This is a genomic window from Spirosoma rhododendri, from assembly GCF_012849055.1.
Classification (GTDB): Bacteria; Bacteroidota; Bacteroidia; order Cytophagales; family Spirosomataceae; genus Spirosoma; species Spirosoma rhododendri.
The window spans coordinates 4290789-4310322 of record NZ_CP051677.1; the positions used below are offsets into that span (position 1 = coordinate 4290789).

At 56.4% G+C, this 19534-nt stretch carries 15 protein-coding genes and 1 pseudogene; 10 read left to right on the top strand and 6 right to left on the bottom strand.

All coding sequences use genetic code 11. The features are described 5' to 3' along the window. The first annotated feature begins 82 nt into the window (after nt 1–82). From recN to HH216_RS17880, 4 genes are read left to right on the top strand one after another with little or no spacing between them, the layout of a single operon-like run. Complete coding sequence (recN, locus tag HH216_RS17865; protein ID WP_169552030.1) at nt 83–1756, top strand: DNA repair protein RecN; 1674 nt, start codon at nt 83–85, stop codon at nt 1754–1756. A gap of 26 nt (nt 1757–1782) precedes the next feature. Beyond that, nucleotides 1783–2241 carry a viral A-type inclusion protein gene (locus HH216_RS17870; RefSeq protein ID WP_169552031.1) on the top strand — a complete coding sequence of 153 codons (459 nt, stop codon included), beginning with the start codon at nt 1783–1785 and terminating at the stop codon, nt 2239–2241. Continuing rightward, complete coding sequence (locus HH216_RS17875) at nt 2198–2875, top strand: SCO family protein (RefSeq protein WP_169552032.1); 678 nt, start codon at nt 2198–2200, stop codon at nt 2873–2875. Before HH216_RS17870 ends, HH216_RS17875 begins: the two co-directional genes overlap by 44 nt. Continuing rightward, nucleotides 2872–3300, top strand: coding sequence for a c-type cytochrome (locus HH216_RS17880; RefSeq protein WP_169552033.1), 429 nt, complete (start codon nt 2872–2874; stop codon nt 3298–3300). Before HH216_RS17875 ends, HH216_RS17880 begins: the two co-directional genes overlap by 4 nt. A 74-nt stretch (nt 3301–3374) precedes the next feature. Here HH216_RS17880 and lptC read toward each other — a convergent pair whose 3' ends face one another. The 3 genes from lptC to HH216_RS17895 are packed head-to-tail and all read right to left on the bottom strand — an operon-like array spanning nt 3375 to nt 6018. Continuing rightward, entirely contained in the window at nt 3375–3935 is a 561-nt protein-coding gene (lptC, locus tag HH216_RS17885; RefSeq protein ID WP_169552034.1) for an LPS export ABC transporter periplasmic protein LptC, read from the bottom strand. 42 nt (nt 3936–3977) lie between these two features. Further along, entirely contained in the window at nt 3978–5288 is a 1311-nt protein-coding gene (locus HH216_RS17890) for an OmpP1/FadL family transporter (RefSeq protein ID WP_174842719.1), read from the bottom strand. Continuing rightward, complete coding sequence (locus HH216_RS17895; protein WP_169552035.1) at nt 5245–6018, bottom strand: type III pantothenate kinase; 774 nt, start codon at nt 6016–6018, stop codon at nt 5245–5247. Before HH216_RS17895 ends, HH216_RS17890 begins: the two co-directional genes overlap by 44 nt. A gap of 523 nt (nt 6019–6541) precedes the next feature. Here HH216_RS17895 and rho point away from each other — a divergent pair. From rho to HH216_RS17910, 3 genes and pseudogenes are all read left to right on the top strand, one after another. Continuing rightward, nucleotides 6542–8781 (top strand): annotated as a pseudogene (gene rho / locus HH216_RS17900) (transcription termination factor Rho). A 226-nt stretch (nt 8782–9007) separates the two neighbouring features. Beyond that, nucleotides 9008–9433 (top strand): response regulator, encoded by a 426-nt coding sequence (locus HH216_RS17905; RefSeq protein WP_169552036.1) that lies wholly within the window; start codon nt 9008–9010, stop codon nt 9431–9433. 26 nt (nt 9434–9459) lie between these two features. After that, the gene (locus HH216_RS17910; RefSeq protein ID WP_169552037.1) at nt 9460–10353 is read left to right on the top strand and encodes a sterol desaturase family protein; all 894 of its coding nucleotides are present in this window, start codon (nt 9460–9462) and stop codon (nt 10351–10353) included. Between the two features lie 149 nt (nt 10354–10502). On the opposite strand, the gene HH216_RS17915 is transcribed toward HH216_RS17910, so the two are convergent. Both HH216_RS17915 and HH216_RS17920 read right to left on the bottom strand, forming a co-directional pair. Further along, nucleotides 10503–10805 (bottom strand): GNAT family N-acetyltransferase, encoded by a 303-nt coding sequence (locus HH216_RS17915; RefSeq protein ID WP_169552038.1) that lies wholly within the window; start codon nt 10803–10805, stop codon nt 10503–10505. Nucleotides 10806–10913: 108 nt separating this feature from the next. Further along, nucleotides 10914–12128 (bottom strand): acyl-CoA dehydrogenase family protein, encoded by a 1215-nt coding sequence (locus HH216_RS17920; RefSeq protein WP_169552039.1) that lies wholly within the window; start codon nt 12126–12128, stop codon nt 10914–10916. A gap of 185 nt (nt 12129–12313) precedes the next feature. Between HH216_RS17920 and HH216_RS17925 the strand changes: the two genes are divergently transcribed. Continuing rightward, the gene (locus HH216_RS17925; RefSeq protein ID WP_169552040.1) at nt 12314–15853 is read left to right on the top strand and encodes a response regulator; all 3540 of its coding nucleotides are present in this window, start codon (nt 12314–12316) and stop codon (nt 15851–15853) included. 127 nt (nt 15854–15980) lie between these two features. On the opposite strand, the gene HH216_RS17930 is transcribed toward HH216_RS17925, so the two are convergent. Further along, nucleotides 15981–17006 carry a hypothetical protein gene (locus HH216_RS17930; RefSeq protein WP_169553433.1) on the bottom strand — a complete coding sequence of 342 codons (1026 nt, stop codon included), beginning with the start codon at nt 17004–17006 and terminating at the stop codon, nt 15981–15983. Between the two features lie 180 nt (nt 17007–17186). Between HH216_RS17930 and HH216_RS17935 the strand changes: the two genes are divergently transcribed. Then, nucleotides 17187–18770 (top strand): NAD(P)/FAD-dependent oxidoreductase, encoded by a 1584-nt coding sequence (locus HH216_RS17935; RefSeq protein ID WP_169552041.1) that lies wholly within the window; start codon nt 17187–17189, stop codon nt 18768–18770. An 89-nt stretch (nt 18771–18859) separates the two neighbouring features. Beyond that, the gene (locus HH216_RS17940; RefSeq protein WP_169552042.1) at nt 18860–19489 is read left to right on the top strand and encodes an NUDIX hydrolase; all 630 of its coding nucleotides are present in this window, start codon (nt 18860–18862) and stop codon (nt 19487–19489) included. The last annotated feature ends 45 nt before the right edge of the window (nt 19490–19534 follow it).

The following is a 19534-nucleotide window of genomic DNA, read 5'->3' on the forward strand; positions in this document are numbered from 1 at the left end:
TAAACGTTAGACATTAAACCTTAAACCAAACCTCGAACTTCATCCCTCCCCCACGTGTTGACAAAGTGAGACTCCTTCCTTTATGCTGTCGCATCTACTGATAAAAAACTATGCGCTGATCGACGAGCTTGAACTTCGCCCCGACCGTGAATTAAACATCATCACGGGCGAGACGGGCGCGGGCAAGTCGATCATGTTGGGGGCAATCGGACTGCTATTGGGAAACCGGGCCGACACGCGGGTGCTGTACAACCCGGAAAAAAAGTGCGTCATCGAAGGCACGTTTGCCGTAACGGGCTACCGCATCGAACGCATTTTCGACGAAGAAGAACTGGACTTTTCGGATACCTGTATTGTCAGGCGCGAAATCGGCGTCAGCGGCAAGTCACGTGCGTTTGTCAACGACACACCCGTCAACCTCGATACGCTTCGGCGCGTCACGAGCGAGTTGATGGACATCCACTCCCAGCATGATTCGGTACTGCTGGGCTCCAACGATTACCAGCTGGGCATTGTCGATACCTACGCGCAAAACGACTCGCAACTCAGTCAGTACCGCGCTGATTACCAGACTTACCGGGCCGCCCGTGCCATTTTCGACAAGCTTCAGTCGGAGGCAGCGGCCATGCGGAAAGAGTTCGACTACAACAATTTCCTGTACGACGAATTGACAAAAGCGCAGTTGCTGCCCAACGAGCAGGAAACGCTGGAACAGGAACTGACCATTCTGGAAAACGCGGGCGACATCAAGGAACGGCTGCAACTGGCTTACGAATACCTCGACAACGCCGAGCAGTCGGTGATCGATTTTCTGAAAGGGGCCGTCAGCAACCTGTCGTACATCAGCAAGCTGTCGGATCAGTACGAGCAGTTGCAGCAGCGGGCACAGAGTGCCCTGATCGAACTGCGCGACCTGGCCCTCGAAATCAGCACGGAACAGGACAACGTCGACGTCGACGATGGCCGGGCGGAAACGATTCGGGAGCGACTCAACCTGATCTATCAGTTGCAGACCAAGCATCAGGTAACGAACGTGGACGGACTGATTGCCTTACGCGACGAACTGGGCCAGAAAGTCAACACGGTGCTGAACCTCGACGATAATCTGGCGGCAGCGAAAGCCGATGCCGAAGCCGCCCGCAGGCAGTTGATGGAGCGCGCCCACGAACTGTCGGAAACCCGGCAGGCCGTACTGCCGCTGATTGAAACCGAGATTGGTGGCCTGCTCAACGAACTGGGTATGCCCAACGCGTCGCTGCACATTAAAGCCGAAGCCAGCAAGCCCGGCCCCGTCGGTATCGACACGATTTCGTTTTTGTTCAGCGCCAACAAAGGCATTCAGCCACAGCAGCTCAAAGCCGTGGCATCGGGGGGTGAATTCTCCCGATTGATGCTGGCAATCAAGTATATCCTGGCCAGTAAGCGGTCGTTGCCGACGATTATTTTCGACGAGATCGACACGGGTATATCGGGTGAAATCGCGATCAAGATGGGCAACATGATGCGCGATATGTCGGGTAGTCACCAGATTATTGCCATCACGCACCTGCACCAGATTGCCGGTCAGGGCACGGCTCACTACTTCGTCTACAAGGACCATTCGGCCGATAAAACAGTCAGCCGGATTCGTAAACTAACGTTCGACGAGCGGGTACACGAGATCGCGCAGATGATCGGGGGCAAAAACCCATCAGCGAGCGCGCTTAAGAACGCCCGTGAAATTCTGAAACAACGCAGCAGCGTTGCCGCCAAATAATGCCCTTTTTTCGTTCGCCGTTGTGTGTGCTTACCCGGTTACGGAGGATAGCCGTTGTGTTTGGTGCGGTCTGCTGGCTAAGTGCCTGCGCTGACGGTAGCCGACCAGCCGTTGAGCAGGCCGAGCGGGATGTACTGTCTATCCACGACGCCATCATGCCGAAGATAGATGATCTGCTGACGGCTCAGCGTCAACTCAAGGCCCGCCTGATTACGCTCGACAGTACAGCCGAGAACGGGTCGGCATCGTCGGCACTCCGGCTCGATGAAGACCGGAATCAGGCCCGGCGGCTCCTGCACGATCTCACCGTTGCCGATAGCCTGATGACCCGCTGGATGGCACACTACCGATACGATACCCTGGCTGGCTTACCCACCGACGAGGCTCTGCGCTACCTCGACACCCAGAAAGCCAGCATCACTGATGTTACAACCAAAGTCAATGAAAGTCTCGAGCATACCCGCCAGTTCCTGGCAACTCCTTAGTACAACGGCTCTGCTAATCAGCCTGTCAATATTCGCAATCAGCTGCGGTCCGGGCGACGATAAACTGCCCGTTCTGGGGCAGAAAGAACTCGTTACCCGCACTGTCGATGGTAAAACAGTGACGGATTCAGTCGCGCACCAGATCCCGGACTTCGCCTTCGTCGATCAATACGGCGACACAGTGACGGCTAAGACCGTAGCGGGGAAAATATACGTGGCCGATTTTTTCTTTACCAGCTGCCCCACGATCTGCCCCAAGATGAAGGTGCAGCTCAAGCGCGTGTTTGAGAAGTACAAGGGTAATTCTGACGTGCTGCTGCTCTCCCACTCCATCGACCCGAAACACGACTCGGTGGCAGTGCTGAAAAAATTCGCCGATAACCTGGGTATCGCAGGCAAGCAGTGGCTGTTCCTGACCGGCGATCGCGACAAGATTTACGACATCGGTCAGAACAGCTACATGGTAACCGCGCAGGAAGATTCGTCGGTGCCGGGGGGCGTGGTCCACAGCGGGGCGTTTATTCTGGTCGACAAAGACCGACACATTCGGGGCATCTACGATGGAACGACCGAAGCGGGCGTCGATAAACTAATGAAGGACATGGACCGGCTGCTGGCCGAAAACAAGGCATGAGGCAGCTTTTGTACGGATTCGCAGGTCTATTTATCCTGCTGACGGGGCTTATTTCCTGCCAGAGCGACGAGGAAATCAAGCGGCAGAAATACATTACGGAAGGGATTCTGATCTACCAGAATCAGTGCGCCAATTGCCATCAGGCCAAAGGACAGGGGCTGGCGGCTCTGTACCCACCGATTGCTGGGTCTGATTACCTCAAACACAAAGATTCGGTAATCTGCCTGATTCGCTATGGGATGCAGGGGCCGGTCGTTGTCAACGGTAAGACTTACAACCGGGTAATGCCCGCCCAGCCTCAACTCAGCGACCTCGAAGTAGCGGAGTTGACCACGTATATCTACAATGAGTGGGGCAATGAAACGACGCTGACCAGTGCTAAAACCGTTGGGCCGCTCCTCGAAAAGTGCCGCCCGAAGCAGTAACGCACCCCGAACCGCTTGGCAAAAACTGGACAGGTGAGTTCATGTGTCTTCATAAACACAGACACGGGGGAGTACTAGATTCCCCCGTTGACGTTGAAAATACCGGTCGGCTTGCGGATGGAGTACTGCGAGAAATCCTGATTGGCATCCATACCGATACCGTACAGTTTTTCGCCCGTCAGCTGGCTAATCACCGTGACGCGTTTCTCGGTATACACCTTTTTCGTGCTGGGCTTCCAGTTGAGCGTTGGCGTCAGCAGTTTTTCCTGCTTTAGCGTGTTGACTACCACCACGTTGCCCATCACCGTGTACAGATCTTTGGCTTTATCGTACCGGCCGGAATCGGAGCGCAGCGTCGTGGTCGGCTGGCCGGTTGCGTCGTAAAAAACGATGTTGACCTGTTTGGGGTATTTACGGTCGTCGTTGATATAGCGAAACTGCTTGGCGGTCGTCAGCTTCACCTTGAGTTTAGCGGCTTCGCTATACAGCATCTCGACGTTGTCGATAGTTTCGACAGGGCCGTTGAACGGGTCTACTTTCTTGACTGTCTTTGCTTCTTCGCAGGCCAGCAAGCTCAGCAGCAGGCCGGTATATACACCGGCTCGTGCCGTTTTTTTCAGGTGGAATAAAGACATGGTAAATCGTAGGCGCTGGTGGTTGTTACGTACCAAACAACACTAATCGATAACCCGTTTAACAAACCAGCGATCGGCCAGCGAAAAACCGAGGGCCATGCGCAGATACTGCTCGCGCACCTGCATTCCCGCCAGTACACCCCGCTGTCCGTAGACCAGCGACAGCGTCACCTGATTGACGCGGTAGCGGCCCAGCGGCAGCGATACACCCGTACTGACGTTCATATCGTTGATCCGCGTACCGCCAATTTCGTATGGCATCTGGTTGTACTGCGCACCCAGTCGGTACGTAATCAGATCGCGGTAGCGCGTCGAATTGGATTTAGGCGTCAGTTCAAACCCAACCGCCGTTGTAATCGCATCGAGCAGGCCAGTACTTACGTTGTCGTTATTGCGGAACCGGCTCCACTGCTGATAGCCAACATCGACCCCGGCCGTGAACCGGTTGTTGCGCTCGATACTGATACCGGCGTGTACCTGCTGCGGCAGGGTCGTTTTGCCCGTTACATTGTTGCGGGCGGTGTCCGGCGTCGTTATCGGGGAACTGCTCTGAGTAAGCTGATAAATATCGGTCTGCGTGCCTTTTATCCGCGTTTCCGGGTCATAGGTGGCACCCAGATTGAGCGTCCAGTTCTCGCTTAGTTTAGGCCGCCAGGCAGCACCCAGTTTAAACACGACATCACCGTAGTTCACCCGGTTCAGCAGGTTGACCTGAGTATCGGTACCATTACCGTTGAGGGCTACATAAGCCGCCGATGAGTTGGTAATGTTGCCGAACAAAAACGACGCTTCGCCCCCGACATACACGTTCTTTTTCTCGAACAGCCGAAACCCGGTAGCGAAGGACGCTTTGTTCAGCCCACCCGACCCTTTGTAGTCGTACACCCCAGATCGGTTCGTACCGGGCACCTGCTGAACCTGCACCGTCGAGTAGTTGACGTAGGTGAACGGGCGCAGGCTGACCGACATGCTCCAGCGCGGATTAGCCGGAAACGCTACGGCCAGGTACCCCAGATTGGCTCCGAAGTTCTGCTGGCTCTGCGTGCTGTTGCTGATGCGCTGCGTAAGCGAACGCGACAGCCCCTGCAAGCCCACTTCGAATACCGTAACCGGTGGGCGCGTAGCCAGCAGGGCGGGATTTTGCAGGTTCAGGTAAAACGGGTTCGGATTGCTGATGCCAAGTCCGCCCATCCCGATATTGGCCGCGTTGCCCAGCGGATAGGCCTCACCCAGACCCAGCGCCGAATAAGGTGTGTTACCCAGGCCCTGTCCGTGCGCCAGCGACGATACCAGCGTAACAGCCAGTATACTACTTCCAATCAGCCGGACGACCCGTGTGTATAGTTTCAACATTATAGCGTAAAATTCGATTCAATCCCGTCAGCACCAGTTCCGGTACTGCAAATATCGGCTCTTTCAGCCGACTTCTCAAAACCGGCCCGTCGCCCCCACACAGCAGGACGGCGAGGTCGGGCCAGTTGTGCCGGTGAGCTTCGATCAGCCCGTTCAGTTCAAAACCAAGCCCGTTCAGCACCCCGCTGCGAAGGGCATCGCGCGTGTTGCGGGCAACCAGGTCGGGCCAATTGGCGTCGGCCAGCGGGTTGTCGATCATCGGCAGCCGGGCCGTGTGCTCGTGCATAGCCCGAAACCGCATGGTTAGGCCCGGCGCAATAAGTCCACCCCGAAACGTACCGTCCGGATCGACCAGATCAGCAGTCAGGCAGGTACCCAGATCCAGCACCAGACAGGCCCGGCCCGGAAACAGCCCGGCGGCTCCGGCGGCAGCTGCCAGCCGATCAGGGCCCAGCGTATGGGGAGTATCGTAGCCGTTTTTTATCGGTACCGGCGTCTGATTGTCAAACACATGTACCGGCACCGGCAACCCCGTCAATTCCTGCTGAATAACGTCGGCCGACCGGCTCGTCGACGAGACAAGAACCTGTTCCAGCGGCCGGTCAGCCGACAGGCCAATTGCCTGTACGAGGGCTGACACGGTATTGAAATGACCCGTTTCTACCAGCTCTACCCCATCGAACCAACCCGTTTTCAGGCTTGAGTTGCCCCAGTCTATCACCAGATTCATGACAAAACAGCCGCCCGCTGGATCGATTTGTACCGGCAAATATCGGTAAGGTAACGACGGGCAGCGGTACAAACATTGTCATTTTTCGCCGTTTTAAGGTTTTTTAAGGGTGATTGCCCAATTTCGTCAGTCGTCGCCACCTGGCCTTAGTTTATAAATTAATATCACTATTGACATTTATTGCTTGATAGCCTACCTTTGCTTTTGTCAGTATCGCAAGTGGATGGCCACGCTCCGGTCGTATCTACCGCACTGACTTCCCGATTATATCCGTCAGCGTCTGTGCCTGACTCTGCCAGTCGCTCGTATCTGGATCTAACAAACCACTTTTTTTTCACTTTGACCTGTTTCCGTTGCGTACGCACCTGACTCTCGTTAGGCCCGCAGGCTGATGATTGCTCGACGAAGCAACTCATCCGTTCGCTTTTTTCACTTCCCCACCTACCGAAGCCGGTCCGACTTTAACTTCCTTTCCACCCCCGGTGCAACCGCGCCCCGCTACGATTTATTGCTACAGCACTGTATGTATACCAATGACGATTTAACGATGAAGCTTGTTTCTGAGCTTCGCGGTATTGCTAATGAAGTTGGCATCCGCGACGCTACCAAGCTTTCCAAAAAAGATTTAGTCGACAAAATCCTTGACAATCAGAAGGCTAGTCCATCTTCTGACGTGCAATCCGTCGAACCGACAACGGCGGCACCGGCCAAGCGAAGCCGCAAAAAAGCTACGCCAGCCGACGAAACGACAAGTACCGGGGCTGCCCCTGCACCAGAAACTGTTGCGGCACCCACTACCACGGTAGAAACGCCAGCGGCTGCTACGGAGCCGGCTCCGGCGGTAGAAGCGGCATCAACGCCCCGCACCCGGCAACGGATCCGTCACGACGCTGATGCTTCAGACATCCCGGCACCTACGCCCGAAGATGGCGCAACCAGTACAGCCGCGACAGAAGCCGTCGAAACAAAGCCCGGCACCTTCCCGGCCGATGCGCAACCCGCTCAGGTTGAGCCTTCTGCGGCAACGCGGCCCGACAACCGTTCCGGAAATGGAAACGCCGGTCAGCAAACCAACAACCGCAACCGCTACGAAGTCAATCGGGATCCGTCGACGCGGAATGACCCGAACCGGCAGCGAAACAACCGCTCCGACAATCAGCAGTCGACGAACGGAAATAACCGGGACAACAACCGATTCCGGGACAATAACGGCCGCGATACCAACAATGGATCCTATTCGCGTGATCAGCGGGATACGAACAACCGCGAAAACCGGGACAATCGGGATACGAACCAGCAGCGGGATAATTTCGCCCGGCGCGACCGCGATCAGCGCCCCCGCACCCAGCGGGTGGTTACCGACGAATCGGCCCAGCGGCTTAATAATCAACACGACGAAGATTTTCTGACACCCACAGTTGTCAGCGCCGACACGGAGGGCAATCAGCAAACAGCTGTTAACCAGCCAGATACGAATACAACCGGCGACGCAGCACAGGTGCAGCAGGCGGATCAGCCCGCGCAGACAGACCAGTCAGCGGAAGCAACCAGCACTCCGGCTCAGCCAGCCGCTCCGCAGCTATCGCGGGAAGCGCAGGAGTACCAGAACCGTATCCGGCGCCAGTATAATCAGCACATTCGCGAGTTCGACGGTATTATCGAGAACGAGGGCGTGCTGGAAATCATGTCCGACGGTGGCTACGGCTTCCTGCGGTCGGCTGATTACAACTACCTCGCCAGCCCCGACGATATTTACGTATCGCCCTCGCAGATCAAGCTGTTTGGCCTGAAAACGGGCGACACCGTGCAGGGCGCGATCCGCCCCCGAAAGAGGGCGAGAAATATTTTGCCCTGCTTCGCATCACGACAGTCAACGGGAAGACGACTGAGGAAATTCGCGACCGGATTCCGTTTGAATACCTGACGCCCTTATTTCCCGAAGAGCAGCTACACCTGAGCAATCGCCCCGAAAACTATTCGTCGCGCGTGCTCGATCTGTTCGCGCCCATCGGTAAAGGTCAGCGGGGTATGATCGTAGCGCAGCCCAAAACGGGTAAGACGGTACTGCTCAAGGAGATTGCCAACGCCATCACGCGCAACCACCCGGAGGTATACCTGATTGTACTACTGATCGACGAACGGCCGGAGGAAGTGACCGACATGGCCCGGAGTGTGAACGCAGAGGTCATCTCGTCGACGTTTGACGAACAGGCCGACCGGCACGTGAAGGTGTCGAGCATGGTGCTGGAAAAAGCAAAACGGATGGTGGAGTGCGGTCACGACGTGGTGATCCTGCTCGACTCGATTACCCGTCTGGCGCGGGCCTACAATACCGTCGTGCCGTCGTCGGGCAAGATCCTGTCGGGGGGTGTCGATGCCAACGCCCTGCACCGGCCCAAGCGGTTCTTCGGTGCGGCCCGCAACGTCGAGAATGGTGGCTCGCTGACGATTATCGCTACGGCGCTGATCGACACGGGTTCTAAGATGGACGAAGTGATCTTTGAAGAATTCAAAGGCACCGGTAACATGGAACTGCAACTCGACCGCAAGCTGGCGAACAAGCGTATCTACCCGGCCGTCGACGTACTGGCCTCGGGCACACGTCGGGAAGACCTGCTGCTCGACAAGGAAACGTTGCAACGCGTCTGGATTCTGCGTAAGCATCTGGCCGACATGAACTCGATGGAGACGATGGATTTCCTGCTCGACCGAATGAAAGGTACCCGCACCAACGAAGAATTTCTGATATCAATGAACCGGTAACCGGTCGTTTTGTAAGCCACAAAAAAGCCGGGTCAGTTGTAAACTTTCCCGGCTTTTTTTGCTATTTTTAACGACTGAATGCCAGCGCGTGTACCATTTTTTCGGCTCATGCGTTATAGGCAGAATGGCCCGGTCGTGATCGGATGCGATGTGGCTCAACCCCACTCCCTGTCCTGATTTCATTCGGTTGCCCTGCAAATTACATACTCACCGAGCTTATCCAATAATGAATGACTTACTGATCTACCTGGTCGATGATGATGAGGATGACCGGCTGCTACTTCGGCAGGCCTTTCGCCAACATCCAGCTTTATGCCAGATAAATGAGTTTATCGACGGGATTGAGTTGATCAAACAGCTTGAGCAGGTGCCGGAAGGGCAGTATCCCAACCTGATTTTGCTCGATCTCAACATGCCCCGTATCGATGGCTTCGATGTTCTGAAAATCATCAAACAGCGCAGCGACTGGCACATGATTCCGGTTGTAATCCTGACAACGTCCGACGAACAGCGCGATCGGCAGCGGAGTATAGAGCTGGGAGCCGACGATTACATGGTGAAGCCGCCCAGCTACTCAATGCTGAGGTCAATCATTGATCGGGGCATCGCCATCGCCCGGCAGGATGCCGCCGAGAACGAGTCGAGCTATTAGTAGTTTCTGCGGTTGCCAGCACGCCAATGAAAGACCTGATCCAGTATGCTATTCCCGGGTTTGTAGTGCTGCTGGTGGCGGAGGTGATCGTGACGGCCGTTCAGCAGCGTGATTATTACGACGCCCGCGACACAGCCAGCAGCTTGGCGATGGGGATCGGCAACGTGCTGATCGGGGTCGTCGGCAAAGTGGTGGTCTTCGGTACCTATTCGCTGGTGTACCGGTTTCGGCTGGCAACGGTCGACATGACTCAGTGGTGGGCATGGGTGATGCTGTTCTTCGCCGACGATTTCAGCTACTATCTTTTTCACCGGATCAGTCACAGCAGCCGCTACTTCTGGGCTTCGCACGTCATACACCATTCATCGCTGAAGTACAACCTGGGAACTGCCCTCCGGCAAACCTGGACGGGGACGCTGACGGGCTCGTTTGTTTTCTGGATATGGTTACCGCTGGTGGGTTTTTCGCCGGTAGCCGTGATGACCATGCAGTCGATTAGTCTGCTTTACCAGTTCTGGATACACACCGAATTGATTGGCAAACTACCCGCGCCAATCGAGTTTATCTTCAATACGCCGTCGCACCACCGCGTACACCACGGTTCTGACCTCGACTATCTCGATAGAAACCACGCGGGGGTTCTGATTATCTGGGACAGGCTGTTTGGGACGTTTACGGCCGAAAAACAGCGCCCTACTTACGGCCTGACAACAAATGTTGGTTCGCACAACCCGATCCGTATTGCCTTTCACGAATGGGACGCGATCCGGCAGGATACCGTACGCACGTATCGGCAAACCGGCTCCCTCCGCACGGCGCTGGGATATGTGTTCGGACCGCCGGGCTGGAGTCACGACGGCACCCGCAAAACGACCCGGCAACTACGCGATCAATCCGTGTCGAATCAGCCGTCGGCATAACGCGATGTAGTAAGTTGGCCTGCCCGAAGCCAGCACGTAGATAGCCCCGCGTCTGTATCCTCACAGACGCCCCGCCGGATGGTAGCTGACGCGCAGGTGTCTGTGAGGAACAGACACAGGGGAACATCTATAGTGTACGTTGGAAAATATTAGTCTTCGGCGAGGTCCTCAACCAGGAGCCGCTGCCAGTCGGGGTGTCGCTTGATGTACACACTCACAAACGGACAGGCCGATACGATATTCATGCCCCGACTATCGATGTAAGCCAACGTATCCGCCACCAGTTTCGAACCGACACCTTTGCCTTCCAGCGTCGGGTCTACTTCGGTATGTGTGAGTATGAGCGTCTTATCGCCCTGCTTCTGGTAGTTGATAAAAGCGGGTTTACCATCAACGGTTACTTCAAACCGCCGGGCCGACTCGTTATTTGTCAATGGTGATGTTTCGTGCATGGGTTAGTTGCGTCATGTACTAATGAAACCGGGGCCGATCGTTTTGGTTAAGTCGGCTACCCGGCCCCGATTGCTTCGTTACTGCCTGTTCGTCCGGCGACTTTTCGGTTACTTGTAGGCCGGAATACCCGTGATTTCGTTGCCCAGAATCAGCAGGTGTATGTCGTGCGTACCCTCGTAGGTGCTGACCGATTCAAGGTTCATCAGGTGGCGCATGATCGGATAATCGCCCACGATTCCCATGCCACCCAGAATCTGCCGGGCTTCCCGCGCCACCCGCTGCGCGACCTCCACGTTATTACGCTTGGCCATCGAAATCTGCGCGGTGGTGGCTTTATCCTCATTTTTGAGCATGCCAAGTCGCCAGCAGAGCAGCTGGGCCTGCGTAATGTCGGTCAGCATTTCGGCCAGCTTTTTCTGGATGAGCTGAAAACTGGCAATGGGTTTGCGAAACTGAATCCGTTCGAGCGCATACCGGCGGGCCACTTCGTAGCACTCCATAGCCGCTCCCAACGCGCCCCATGCAATACCGTAACGGGCCTGGTCCAGGCATTTCAGCGCGCTTTTAAGGCCGTACGCTTCGGGCAACAGGTTTTCTTTCGGTACGCGTACATCCTGAAAATGCAGTTGCCCCGTGCTACTGGCCCGTAGCGACCATTTGTTGGGTATCTCGCTGGCCGTCAGCCCTTCCATACCACGCTCCAGAATCAGTGCCCGCACTTTACCCTGCTCGTTGCGCGCCCAGACGATGGCAATGTCGGCGATGGGGGCGTTGGTAATCCAGAGTTTCGACCCGTTGAGCAGGTAGTAGTCGCTGCGCTCGATGAAATTGGTCTCCAAACTACCGGGGTCAGAGCCGTGGTTGGGTTCCGTCAGCCCGAAGCAGCCCAGCAGCGTACCCTTGGCCAGACCGGGCAGGTATTTTTGCTTTTGCTCCTCCGACCCAAACGCCCAGATCGGGTACATCACCAGCGAACTCTGCACCGACACGCAGGAGCGCATACCCGAGTCACCCCGCTCGATCTCCTGCGTCATAAGGCCATACGAGATCTGGTCGAGCCCGCCCCCTCCATACTCGGTTGGGATGGTGGCCCCAAAAACACCGATCTGCCCAAACTTGGCAACGAGCTGCCGGGGGAATTCGCACCGCTGTGCGTAGTCTTCCACGATGGGCGTCATTTCGCGTTTAACGAAGTCGCGCACAGCCGACCGGACCAGCTTATGCTCGGCCGTCAGCAGGTCGTCGAGGCAGTAAAAATCGGGGGCGTCGAACAGGTCGGCTTTGCCGCGCGTCGAAGCGGGAGAGGAAGTCTGAACTTGCATAACAGGTCAACGGGTAAGGGTCACCGGATGTTAGGCGATATACGGTTTTTTCACCAATCTACCTCCACACGCTAAGTCATATCGATCAAAATGGGGAAGTTGCATAATATTTGTACACATTTTGTAAACACATCATTGTCGTTAGCTTAGTTTAGGTAAACCACTAGTAACAAGTAAGTACATCATTGATAACGACAGACGAGAGTAAGCTGGAGTTTTACACGCTGCTGAGCAGAGACGTTTCTTTGTTCGATTTTATGCAAACTGCTGGTTTGCAAGGACTCATCTATGGAGACCCGGCTCAGCCCGCTCTTAACTACGTGAGCCCGGCTTTCTGGGCTGCGCTGGGTTATGAACGCCCTCAGCCTTTGTTTCCTGACTGGACAACACTGCTCCGTAGCCAGCCACCGGCAGCAGATGCCAGCCAGTCACCACTGCCCTACTGCTTTACCGGAAGCGCAGGTAGTACGGTTTGGCTCTGCGGCAGGTTACGGCTCCTGACGGCCCCGGATGGGTCAGCGCGCCAGTTGCTTGTCTTTACAAATGTAGCTGACAGCGAGTTGCCCGATGCCGTGCAGGCCGACGACGAGGCAGCGGCCTCCTCATCGCTGCTCCAGACGTTTACGGGTAATCCGTTGCTTCAGTCGATTCTGGACAGCCTGCCCATTCACGTCTATATTAAGGATACCAAATCCAGAAAGCTGTTTGCTAACCGCGCGGAGTACACCTACATGGGGGCCGACAGCGCGGAATCCATCCTCGGCAAAAGCGACTACGAGTTATTTCCGGTCGAGTCGGCCCGCCAGTCGATTCTGGAAGACCAACACGTGATGAACACCGGTGAGCCGATGCTGGCTCAGGAAACGATTAATACGCGCCGTGACGACGATCCCTGCTGGTTTTTATCCTCTAAAATTCCGCTCTACGATGCGCAGGGAACCGCGTCGGGGCTGCTGGGCATCAGCCTCGATATTACGTCGCGCAAACAGGCGGAACTTGAGTTACAGCGGACCAAGGAAATGCTGGAGCGGACTAACCAGGTTGCCCGCGTGGGTGGCTGGGAGGTGAATCTGGTCGAGGAAACCATTTATTTTTCGCCCATCACCCGCGAAATTCACGAAGTGCCCGACGATTATATTCCTGTGCTCGACAAGGCGATTGCGTTCTACAAGGAAGGCGGTAGCCGTGAGGCCATTACGCAGGCAGTAGACATCTGCATTCGGGAAGGAACGCCCTACGCCCTCGACCTGCAAATCATTACCTACACGGGTCGGGAAATCTGGGTGCGGGCCATTGGGCAGGGCGAGTTTGTTGATGGGCAATGCGTAAGGCTGGTAGGAACGTTTCAGGACATCGACGAGCAAAAGCGGACGCAGCAACTGGCGCACAGTGCCGCCCTGATGCTCCGAAAACTGTCGGACCGCGTACCGGGCTGCCTGTACCAGTTTCAGTCGTTCAAAGACGGACACGTGAACTTCCCGTATCTGTCGACCGGGGCAACTGACCTGTTTGATCTGCCCGCACCCGCCGATGAGACTGATTCATGCGCCGAACTGATCCTGGGTCGTATCCACCCCGACGACCTGCCCATGATGATGGAAACCGTCCGTAATTCGCGAACGTCGCTGGCCAACTGGAACGCCGATTTTCGGGTTATCCTGCCCCACAAAGGCGAACGCTGGCTTCATGCCGACTCGGTACCAGAATTACTACCCGACAGTACGCTCTGGCACGGGTATTTTCAGGATATTACGACCCGTAAGCAAATCGAGCAGGAGCTGATCCGGGAGCGGCAGAACGCCGAAGAAGCCAGCCGCTCGAAGTCGGAGTTTCTGGCCAATATGAGCCACGAAATTCGTACGCCCCTGAACGGCGTTATCGGGTTCACCGACCTGCTGATGCGCACCAAACTCGACGCCCTCCAGCAGGAATATATGTCGACGGTCAATCACTCGGCCAATTCACTGCTCGACGTTATCAGCGACATCCTTGACTTTTCGAAGATTGAAGCGGGGAAACTTGACCTTGCCGTTGAAAAATCCGACATCTACGACATTGGCAGTCAGGTGGCCGATATGATTAAGTACCAGGCCCATCAGAAAGGGCTGGAGATGCTGCTCAACATTGCCCCCGACGTGCCGCGCTACATCTGGGCCGACCCGGTCCGGCTGCGGCAGATTCTGGTTAACCTGCTGGGCAACGCGGTTAAGTTTACGCAACAGGGTGAGATCGAGCTGCGCATCGAGACGATACCTACTGCGCAGCCCGATCAGATGGCGTTCCGGTTTCTGGTACACGACAGCGGTATCGGGATTGCTCCGCAGAACCAACAGAAAATTTTTAATGCCTTCTCGCAGGCCGACTCCTCTACCACCCGACGCTTCGGCGGTACCGGGCTGGGGCTGACCATCTCCAACAAACTGCTTGCCCTGATGGGCAGTCAGTTACAGCTGAAAAGCGAGGAAAACCAGGGCAGCACCTTCTTCTTCGACGTTTCGTTCCGGGCCGAACCCGGCGAACCGCTTGACTACGAAGTAATCACCGGCATCAGTCGGGTTCTGATCGTCGACGACAACGCGACCAATCGACTGATCGTGCAGAACATGCTGACTCTGAAGCAGATCGAATCGATACAGGCCATCAACGGCCTCGACGCCCTCGACAAGCTGACGAATGGCCCCGCTTTCGATCTGGTGCTGATGGATTACCACATGCCGTACATGGACGGAATCGAAACCATCCGCAAGATTCGGCGTACGCTGAATTTCTCCCCGGAACAACTGCCCATCCTGCTGCTCGGTAGTTCGGCCGACGATGCGTACGTCGAAGCGGCCTGCAACACGCTGTCGGTGCAGCAGCACCTGATGAAGCCGATCAAGATCCAGCAGTTTTTTCAGGCGCTGGCCAAGGTTCATCAGCCGCAGTCGAAGCCCGTTGTCCTGTCCGAACCAGTTGCCCAGCCATCCCTCACCGTTACAGGGCAAACGGTATTAATCGTTGAGGATAATCCGGTCAATATGCTGCTGGCCAGTGCCATCCTGCGTAACGTGTCGCCCAACATCAATCTACTGACAGCCAAAAACGGGCTCGAAGGTGTGAACGTGTTTGTGCAGTCGCAGCCGGACCTGATCCTGATGGACATTCAGATGCCTGAAATGAACGGCTACGAAGCCACAGCCGCCATCCGGGCCCTCGACACCGGGCAGACGGTACCCATTATCGCGCTGACGGCGGGCATCATGAAGTCGGAGCGGGAGCGCTGCCTGAACGCGGGGATGAACGACTATATCACCAAGCCGGTCGTGAAAAATACGATTGCCCGGATTCTACAACAGTGGTTACCCCAAACTGATTCCGTTGAGGAAGCCCCGGCAGTGCCAGCACCCAGCCCGGTGCTGCTACCCATGCGCGCACACTTCGACGAAGAAGAACTCCGAATTCGGGTGGGGGGCGACAAAGAGTTTATGGACGAACTGCTGAGCGAGGTCAACGGCTATCTGAGCGGCTTCCCGGCCGAGCTACACCACTACCGCACCAGCCGCAACTGGGTTGAGGTCAAGGCGATAGCGCACAAGTTAAAGGGGAGTGCGCTGAACCTGAGTTTCGGCATACTGGCAACGCTGGCGAGTGAAGTTGAGCAACTGGCGGGGCTGGACGAAACGCGGCTGATTGAACTGGAGTCTCAGCTCAAAACCGAAATCGCCCTGATTCAGACGCTGATTTGATTAGTTAATTGGTAGTTGTCCCCGATAGCTTCTAGCTGTCGGAGCCGCGTCAGCGGCTAACCAGGCAATCCACTCAGCTTACAGCTCGACAGCTAGAAGCTGTCGGGGACAACCAACCACCAACTAATCAGTGCACGGCGACGAGCCAGCTCAGGCTTTCTTCCAGCACTTCGCCCATCGTCTGGCAGTTGGCAAACCGGTTGCTGCGGTAGTGCTGATTCAGCTCGTGGCTAAGCTGCGCGATACGCTCGGGCGACGATAGTGTTTCCCGACGCATCAGGTTGAGCAGGTTGGTGAGCCGGGCGTGTTCGATCCGAATGCGACCGGCAATCTGCGCCCGCTCCTCGACCTGATACTGCCGCACACTCTCCGGGGTCATGTACCGCACACCCAGCTCGATCAGTGCGTTGTTCTGCCGAAAATACTGCGGCATGTACACCGATTTTTTTCCTTCGTAGCACTGCTGATCGAAGTCGATAGCCCGAATCCGGTAGTACATTTCCTCAAAATCAGGCGTTACATCGACCACAAAATTCGACGAGTGCATATCGCCAAGTAGTCGTACGAAGCACCGTTCGTTGAACTTGACAAACTCTTTGCACAACCGAATTGGGTTCAGGTCAGGGTCAGACAGGCGGTTTTCTAGGAACATATCCCCCGGTATACCCACGATATGCTCTTCGATCAGGGTTGGCCCGCTTGTCAGATAACTAACCTGGTTGGGCGACAGGATGTCTTCCAGTTCAAGCCCGTAAATCCGCGACGCGTCGGCGTTCTTGACGTAGAAATAATCGAAGTTATCGTTGACCATGTTGACAACCCGCACCCGGAACGGCATCGTATTCCCGTAGGTGCACAGATCGACGCGGTCGATGGCCAGGTGGCTGGTCACGTTCAGGTCGCCGTCCGCCTTCAGATACGCGTAGATCGTGCGCAGCGACAGGTGAATGTCCGCCAGCTCGGAGGGTGGGTACAGCATCGTTTCCCAGAGCGTGTCGCGCCCGTTGCGGTCCAGCACGGCAAACGAGTTATCGGCCCGTTTCAGATCAGTGTACGAAATATTGGTCGGCACTTCGCGGTCGTAGTCGCGCAGGTAGGTGCGCAGCCCATCGCTGATCGAAAACGGAATCTTTTTCTTTGAAATAATAGCCATACAAAAACGAGCCAGCCAGTCGGGGCGGCTGATTGGTAAAGATGCACATTTTCCGGCTTTGCCAGCCGCCAGCCCCATCACCAAACTACCCACCCGACTGAACCCAACGAATCGGGTCTGCGTTGCAGCTAGAAGGCCATTTGGGCCCATATCGCTGCGGGATAACCACTCGCCAATCGTATGATTCATCAGCTTACGCTCTCGTTGCCGCCCGAACTGGCCCTCGACGACGACCGGTTTCGCGACCATGTCAGTCAGCATCTGCGACTACCCACCGACGAACCAATCGTGGTTCGCAAAAAACGACAGTCGATCGATGCCCGCAACCGGCAGGTTCGGGTACAGGTCGACACCGACGTGTTTATCGGCGAAACCCCGCCCCCACTGATTCAGTACCAGAAACCGCAAACCGACGTCAGCCGGGCTCCGCAGGCCATTGTCGTCGGGGCCGGGCCAGCCGGGTTGTTTGCCGCCCTGCGCCTGATCGAACTGGGTATCAAACCCATCGTACTCGAACGGGGCAGCGACGTCCGCGCCCGCCGACGCGACCTGGCCGCGATCAACAAAGACCATATCGTTAACCCGGAGTCGAACTACTGCTTTGGCGAAGGTGGGGCCGGTACGTATTCCGACGGGAAGCTGTACACCCGCTCGACCAAGCGGGGCGACGTGCGCCGGATTCTGGAGATTTTCGTGGCTCACGGGGCTACGGAGCAGATTCTGGTTGACGCCCACCCGCATATCGGCACCAACAAACTGCCGAATGTGGTGGCCGACCTGCGCGAAAGCATCCGGCAGGCGGGTGGCGAAGTGCGGTTCGATACCAAAGTGACGGATTTCATTGTAGAACAGAACGAACTCAAAGGGGTGGTACTGGCCAATGGCGATGCGCTGACCGGTATCGGCGTCATTCTGGCGACGGGTCATTCGGCCCGCGACATTTTCCATCTGCTCCACGACCGCAACGTACGCATCGAAGCCAAGCCCTTCGCCATGGGTGTACGCATCGAGCACCAGCAGCAACTCATCGACCGCTTCCAATACCACCGGCCTGACCGTGGCGACTATCTGCCCGCTGCATCGTACAGTCTGGTAACACAAACCCGCTTCAAAGGGGTAGATCGGGGCGTTTTTTCGTTTTGTATGTGTCCGGGCGGTTTCATCGTACCGGCAGCAACGGCCCCCGGCGAACTGGTCGTCAACGGGATGTCGCCCTCGCGTCGCGATTCAAAATTCGCCAATTCAGGGCTCGTCGTTGCCATCACCGATGCGGATCTGAAACCCTACGCCGACGAAGGGCCGCTGGCCGGGCTGGCACTTCAGCAGGATCTTGAACGCTGGGCCTGCCGGATTGGTAGCGCCGGTGATCCGACACTCGATCAGGTAGCTCCGGCGCAGTGCGTCGCCGACTTTGTCGATGGCCGGGTATCGGCCAGTCTGCTGCCGACGTCTTACCAGCCGGGGCTCCGGTCGGTGGATATGTATGAGGTGCTGCCCGACCACATTGCCCAGCCACTGCAACAGGGGCTGCGCGACTTTGGCCGGAAGATGCGCGGGTACCTGAGCAACGACGGTCAGATTATCGGCGTGGAAAGCCGCACGTCGTCGCCCGTGCGTATCCCGCGCGACCGCGACACCTGCGAGCACGTTGCCGTTAGGCGGCTGTTTCCCTGTGGCGAAGGAGCCGGTTACGCGGGTGGCATCGTCTCAGCCGCCATGGACGGTGAACGTTGCGCCGAAGAATTAGTTAAGTTGTATAAATGAGTTTAAGGTTTGAGGTTTAACGGTTAAGGTTATCAGCTGACCCGATCAACGTTAAACCTTGGACTTCAGACCTTAAACCCTACTAAACCATGATCGACACCAGTTTTCAGGTTTTTAGCGAACGACTACGGGAGCGGCTGCAACAGCCGTTGCCCGGCGAAGAAGCGCACCGAAAAATGGCGTCATCGGCCCGGACACGGCTGGGTATCAAACCCAACGAGCGCACCCGGCGGTCGGCGGTTTTGCTGTGTTTCTACCCCTACCAGCAGTCGATTTACCTGCCGCTGATCCTGCGCCCGCAGTACGACGGAGTGCATGCCGGGCAGATGGCTTTTCCGGGTGGACGCGTGGAGCGGTTCGACGAAAACCTGACCCGCACGGCCCTGCGGGAAGCGCAGGAAGAAGTCGGTATCCGGGTATCGGATGTGCAGGTGCTGGGCCTGCTGACGGAGTTGTTTATTCCGCCGAGCAATTTTTACGTGCAGCCCGTCGTCGGTGTTCTGCCCTACCGGCCAGACTTTTACCCGGACCCCCGCGAAGTCGAAGACATCGTTGAAGTCGAACTGGACACGCTGCTCGATGAAACCATCGTCGGCGACAGTAAAATCGATGTGCGGGGCATAACCGTCGACGCTCCTTTCTACCAGATTCAGGGGCACCGTGTCTGGGGCGCTACCGCCATGATGATCAGCGAGTTGCTGATGGTGCTGGGCGGTTAGCCATGGCTTAGTCTTTGTCACGGCTCCGGCCACCCGGCCCGAGCC

Excerpts from the sequence above, each read along its gene's own strand:
- HH216_RS17890 (WP_174842719.1), bottom strand. The coding sequence starts at position 5,288 with ATGTTGAAACTATACACACGGGTCGTCCGGCTGATTGGAAGTAGTATA.
- recN (WP_169552030.1), top strand. The coding sequence starts at position 83 with ATGCTGTCGCATCTACTGATAAAAAACTATGCGCTGATCGACGAGCTT.
- HH216_RS17905 (WP_169552036.1), top strand. The coding sequence starts at position 9,008 with ATGAATGACTTACTGATCTACCTGGTCGATGATGATGAGGATGACCGG.
- HH216_RS17930 (WP_169553433.1), bottom strand. The coding sequence starts at position 17,006 with ATGGCTATTATTTCAAAGAAAAAGATTCCGTTTTCGATCAGCGATGGG.
- lptC (WP_169552034.1), bottom strand. The coding sequence starts at position 3,935 with ATGTCTTTATTCCACCTGAAAAAAACGGCACGAGCCGGTGTATATACC.
- HH216_RS17915 (WP_169552038.1), bottom strand. The coding sequence starts at position 10,805 with ATGCACGAAACATCACCATTGACAAATAACGAGTCGGCCCGGCGGTTT.
- HH216_RS17940 (WP_169552042.1), top strand. The coding sequence starts at position 18,860 with ATGATCGACACCAGTTTTCAGGTTTTTAGCGAACGACTACGGGAGCGG.
- HH216_RS17935 (WP_169552041.1), top strand. The coding sequence starts at position 17,187 with ATGATTCATCAGCTTACGCTCTCGTTGCCGCCCGAACTGGCCCTCGAC.
- HH216_RS17880 (WP_169552033.1), top strand. The coding sequence starts at position 2,872 with ATGAGGCAGCTTTTGTACGGATTCGCAGGTCTATTTATCCTGCTGACG.
- HH216_RS17920 (WP_169552039.1), bottom strand. The coding sequence starts at position 12,128 with ATGCAAGTTCAGACTTCCTCTCCCGCTTCGACGCGCGGCAAAGCCGAC.
- HH216_RS17910 (WP_169552037.1), top strand. The coding sequence starts at position 9,460 with ATGAAAGACCTGATCCAGTATGCTATTCCCGGGTTTGTAGTGCTGCTG.
- HH216_RS17895 (WP_169552035.1), bottom strand. The coding sequence starts at position 6,018 with ATGAATCTGGTGATAGACTGGGGCAACTCAAGCCTGAAAACGGGTTGG.
- HH216_RS17875 (WP_169552032.1), top strand. The coding sequence starts at position 2,198 with ATGAAAGTCTCGAGCATACCCGCCAGTTCCTGGCAACTCCTTAGTACA.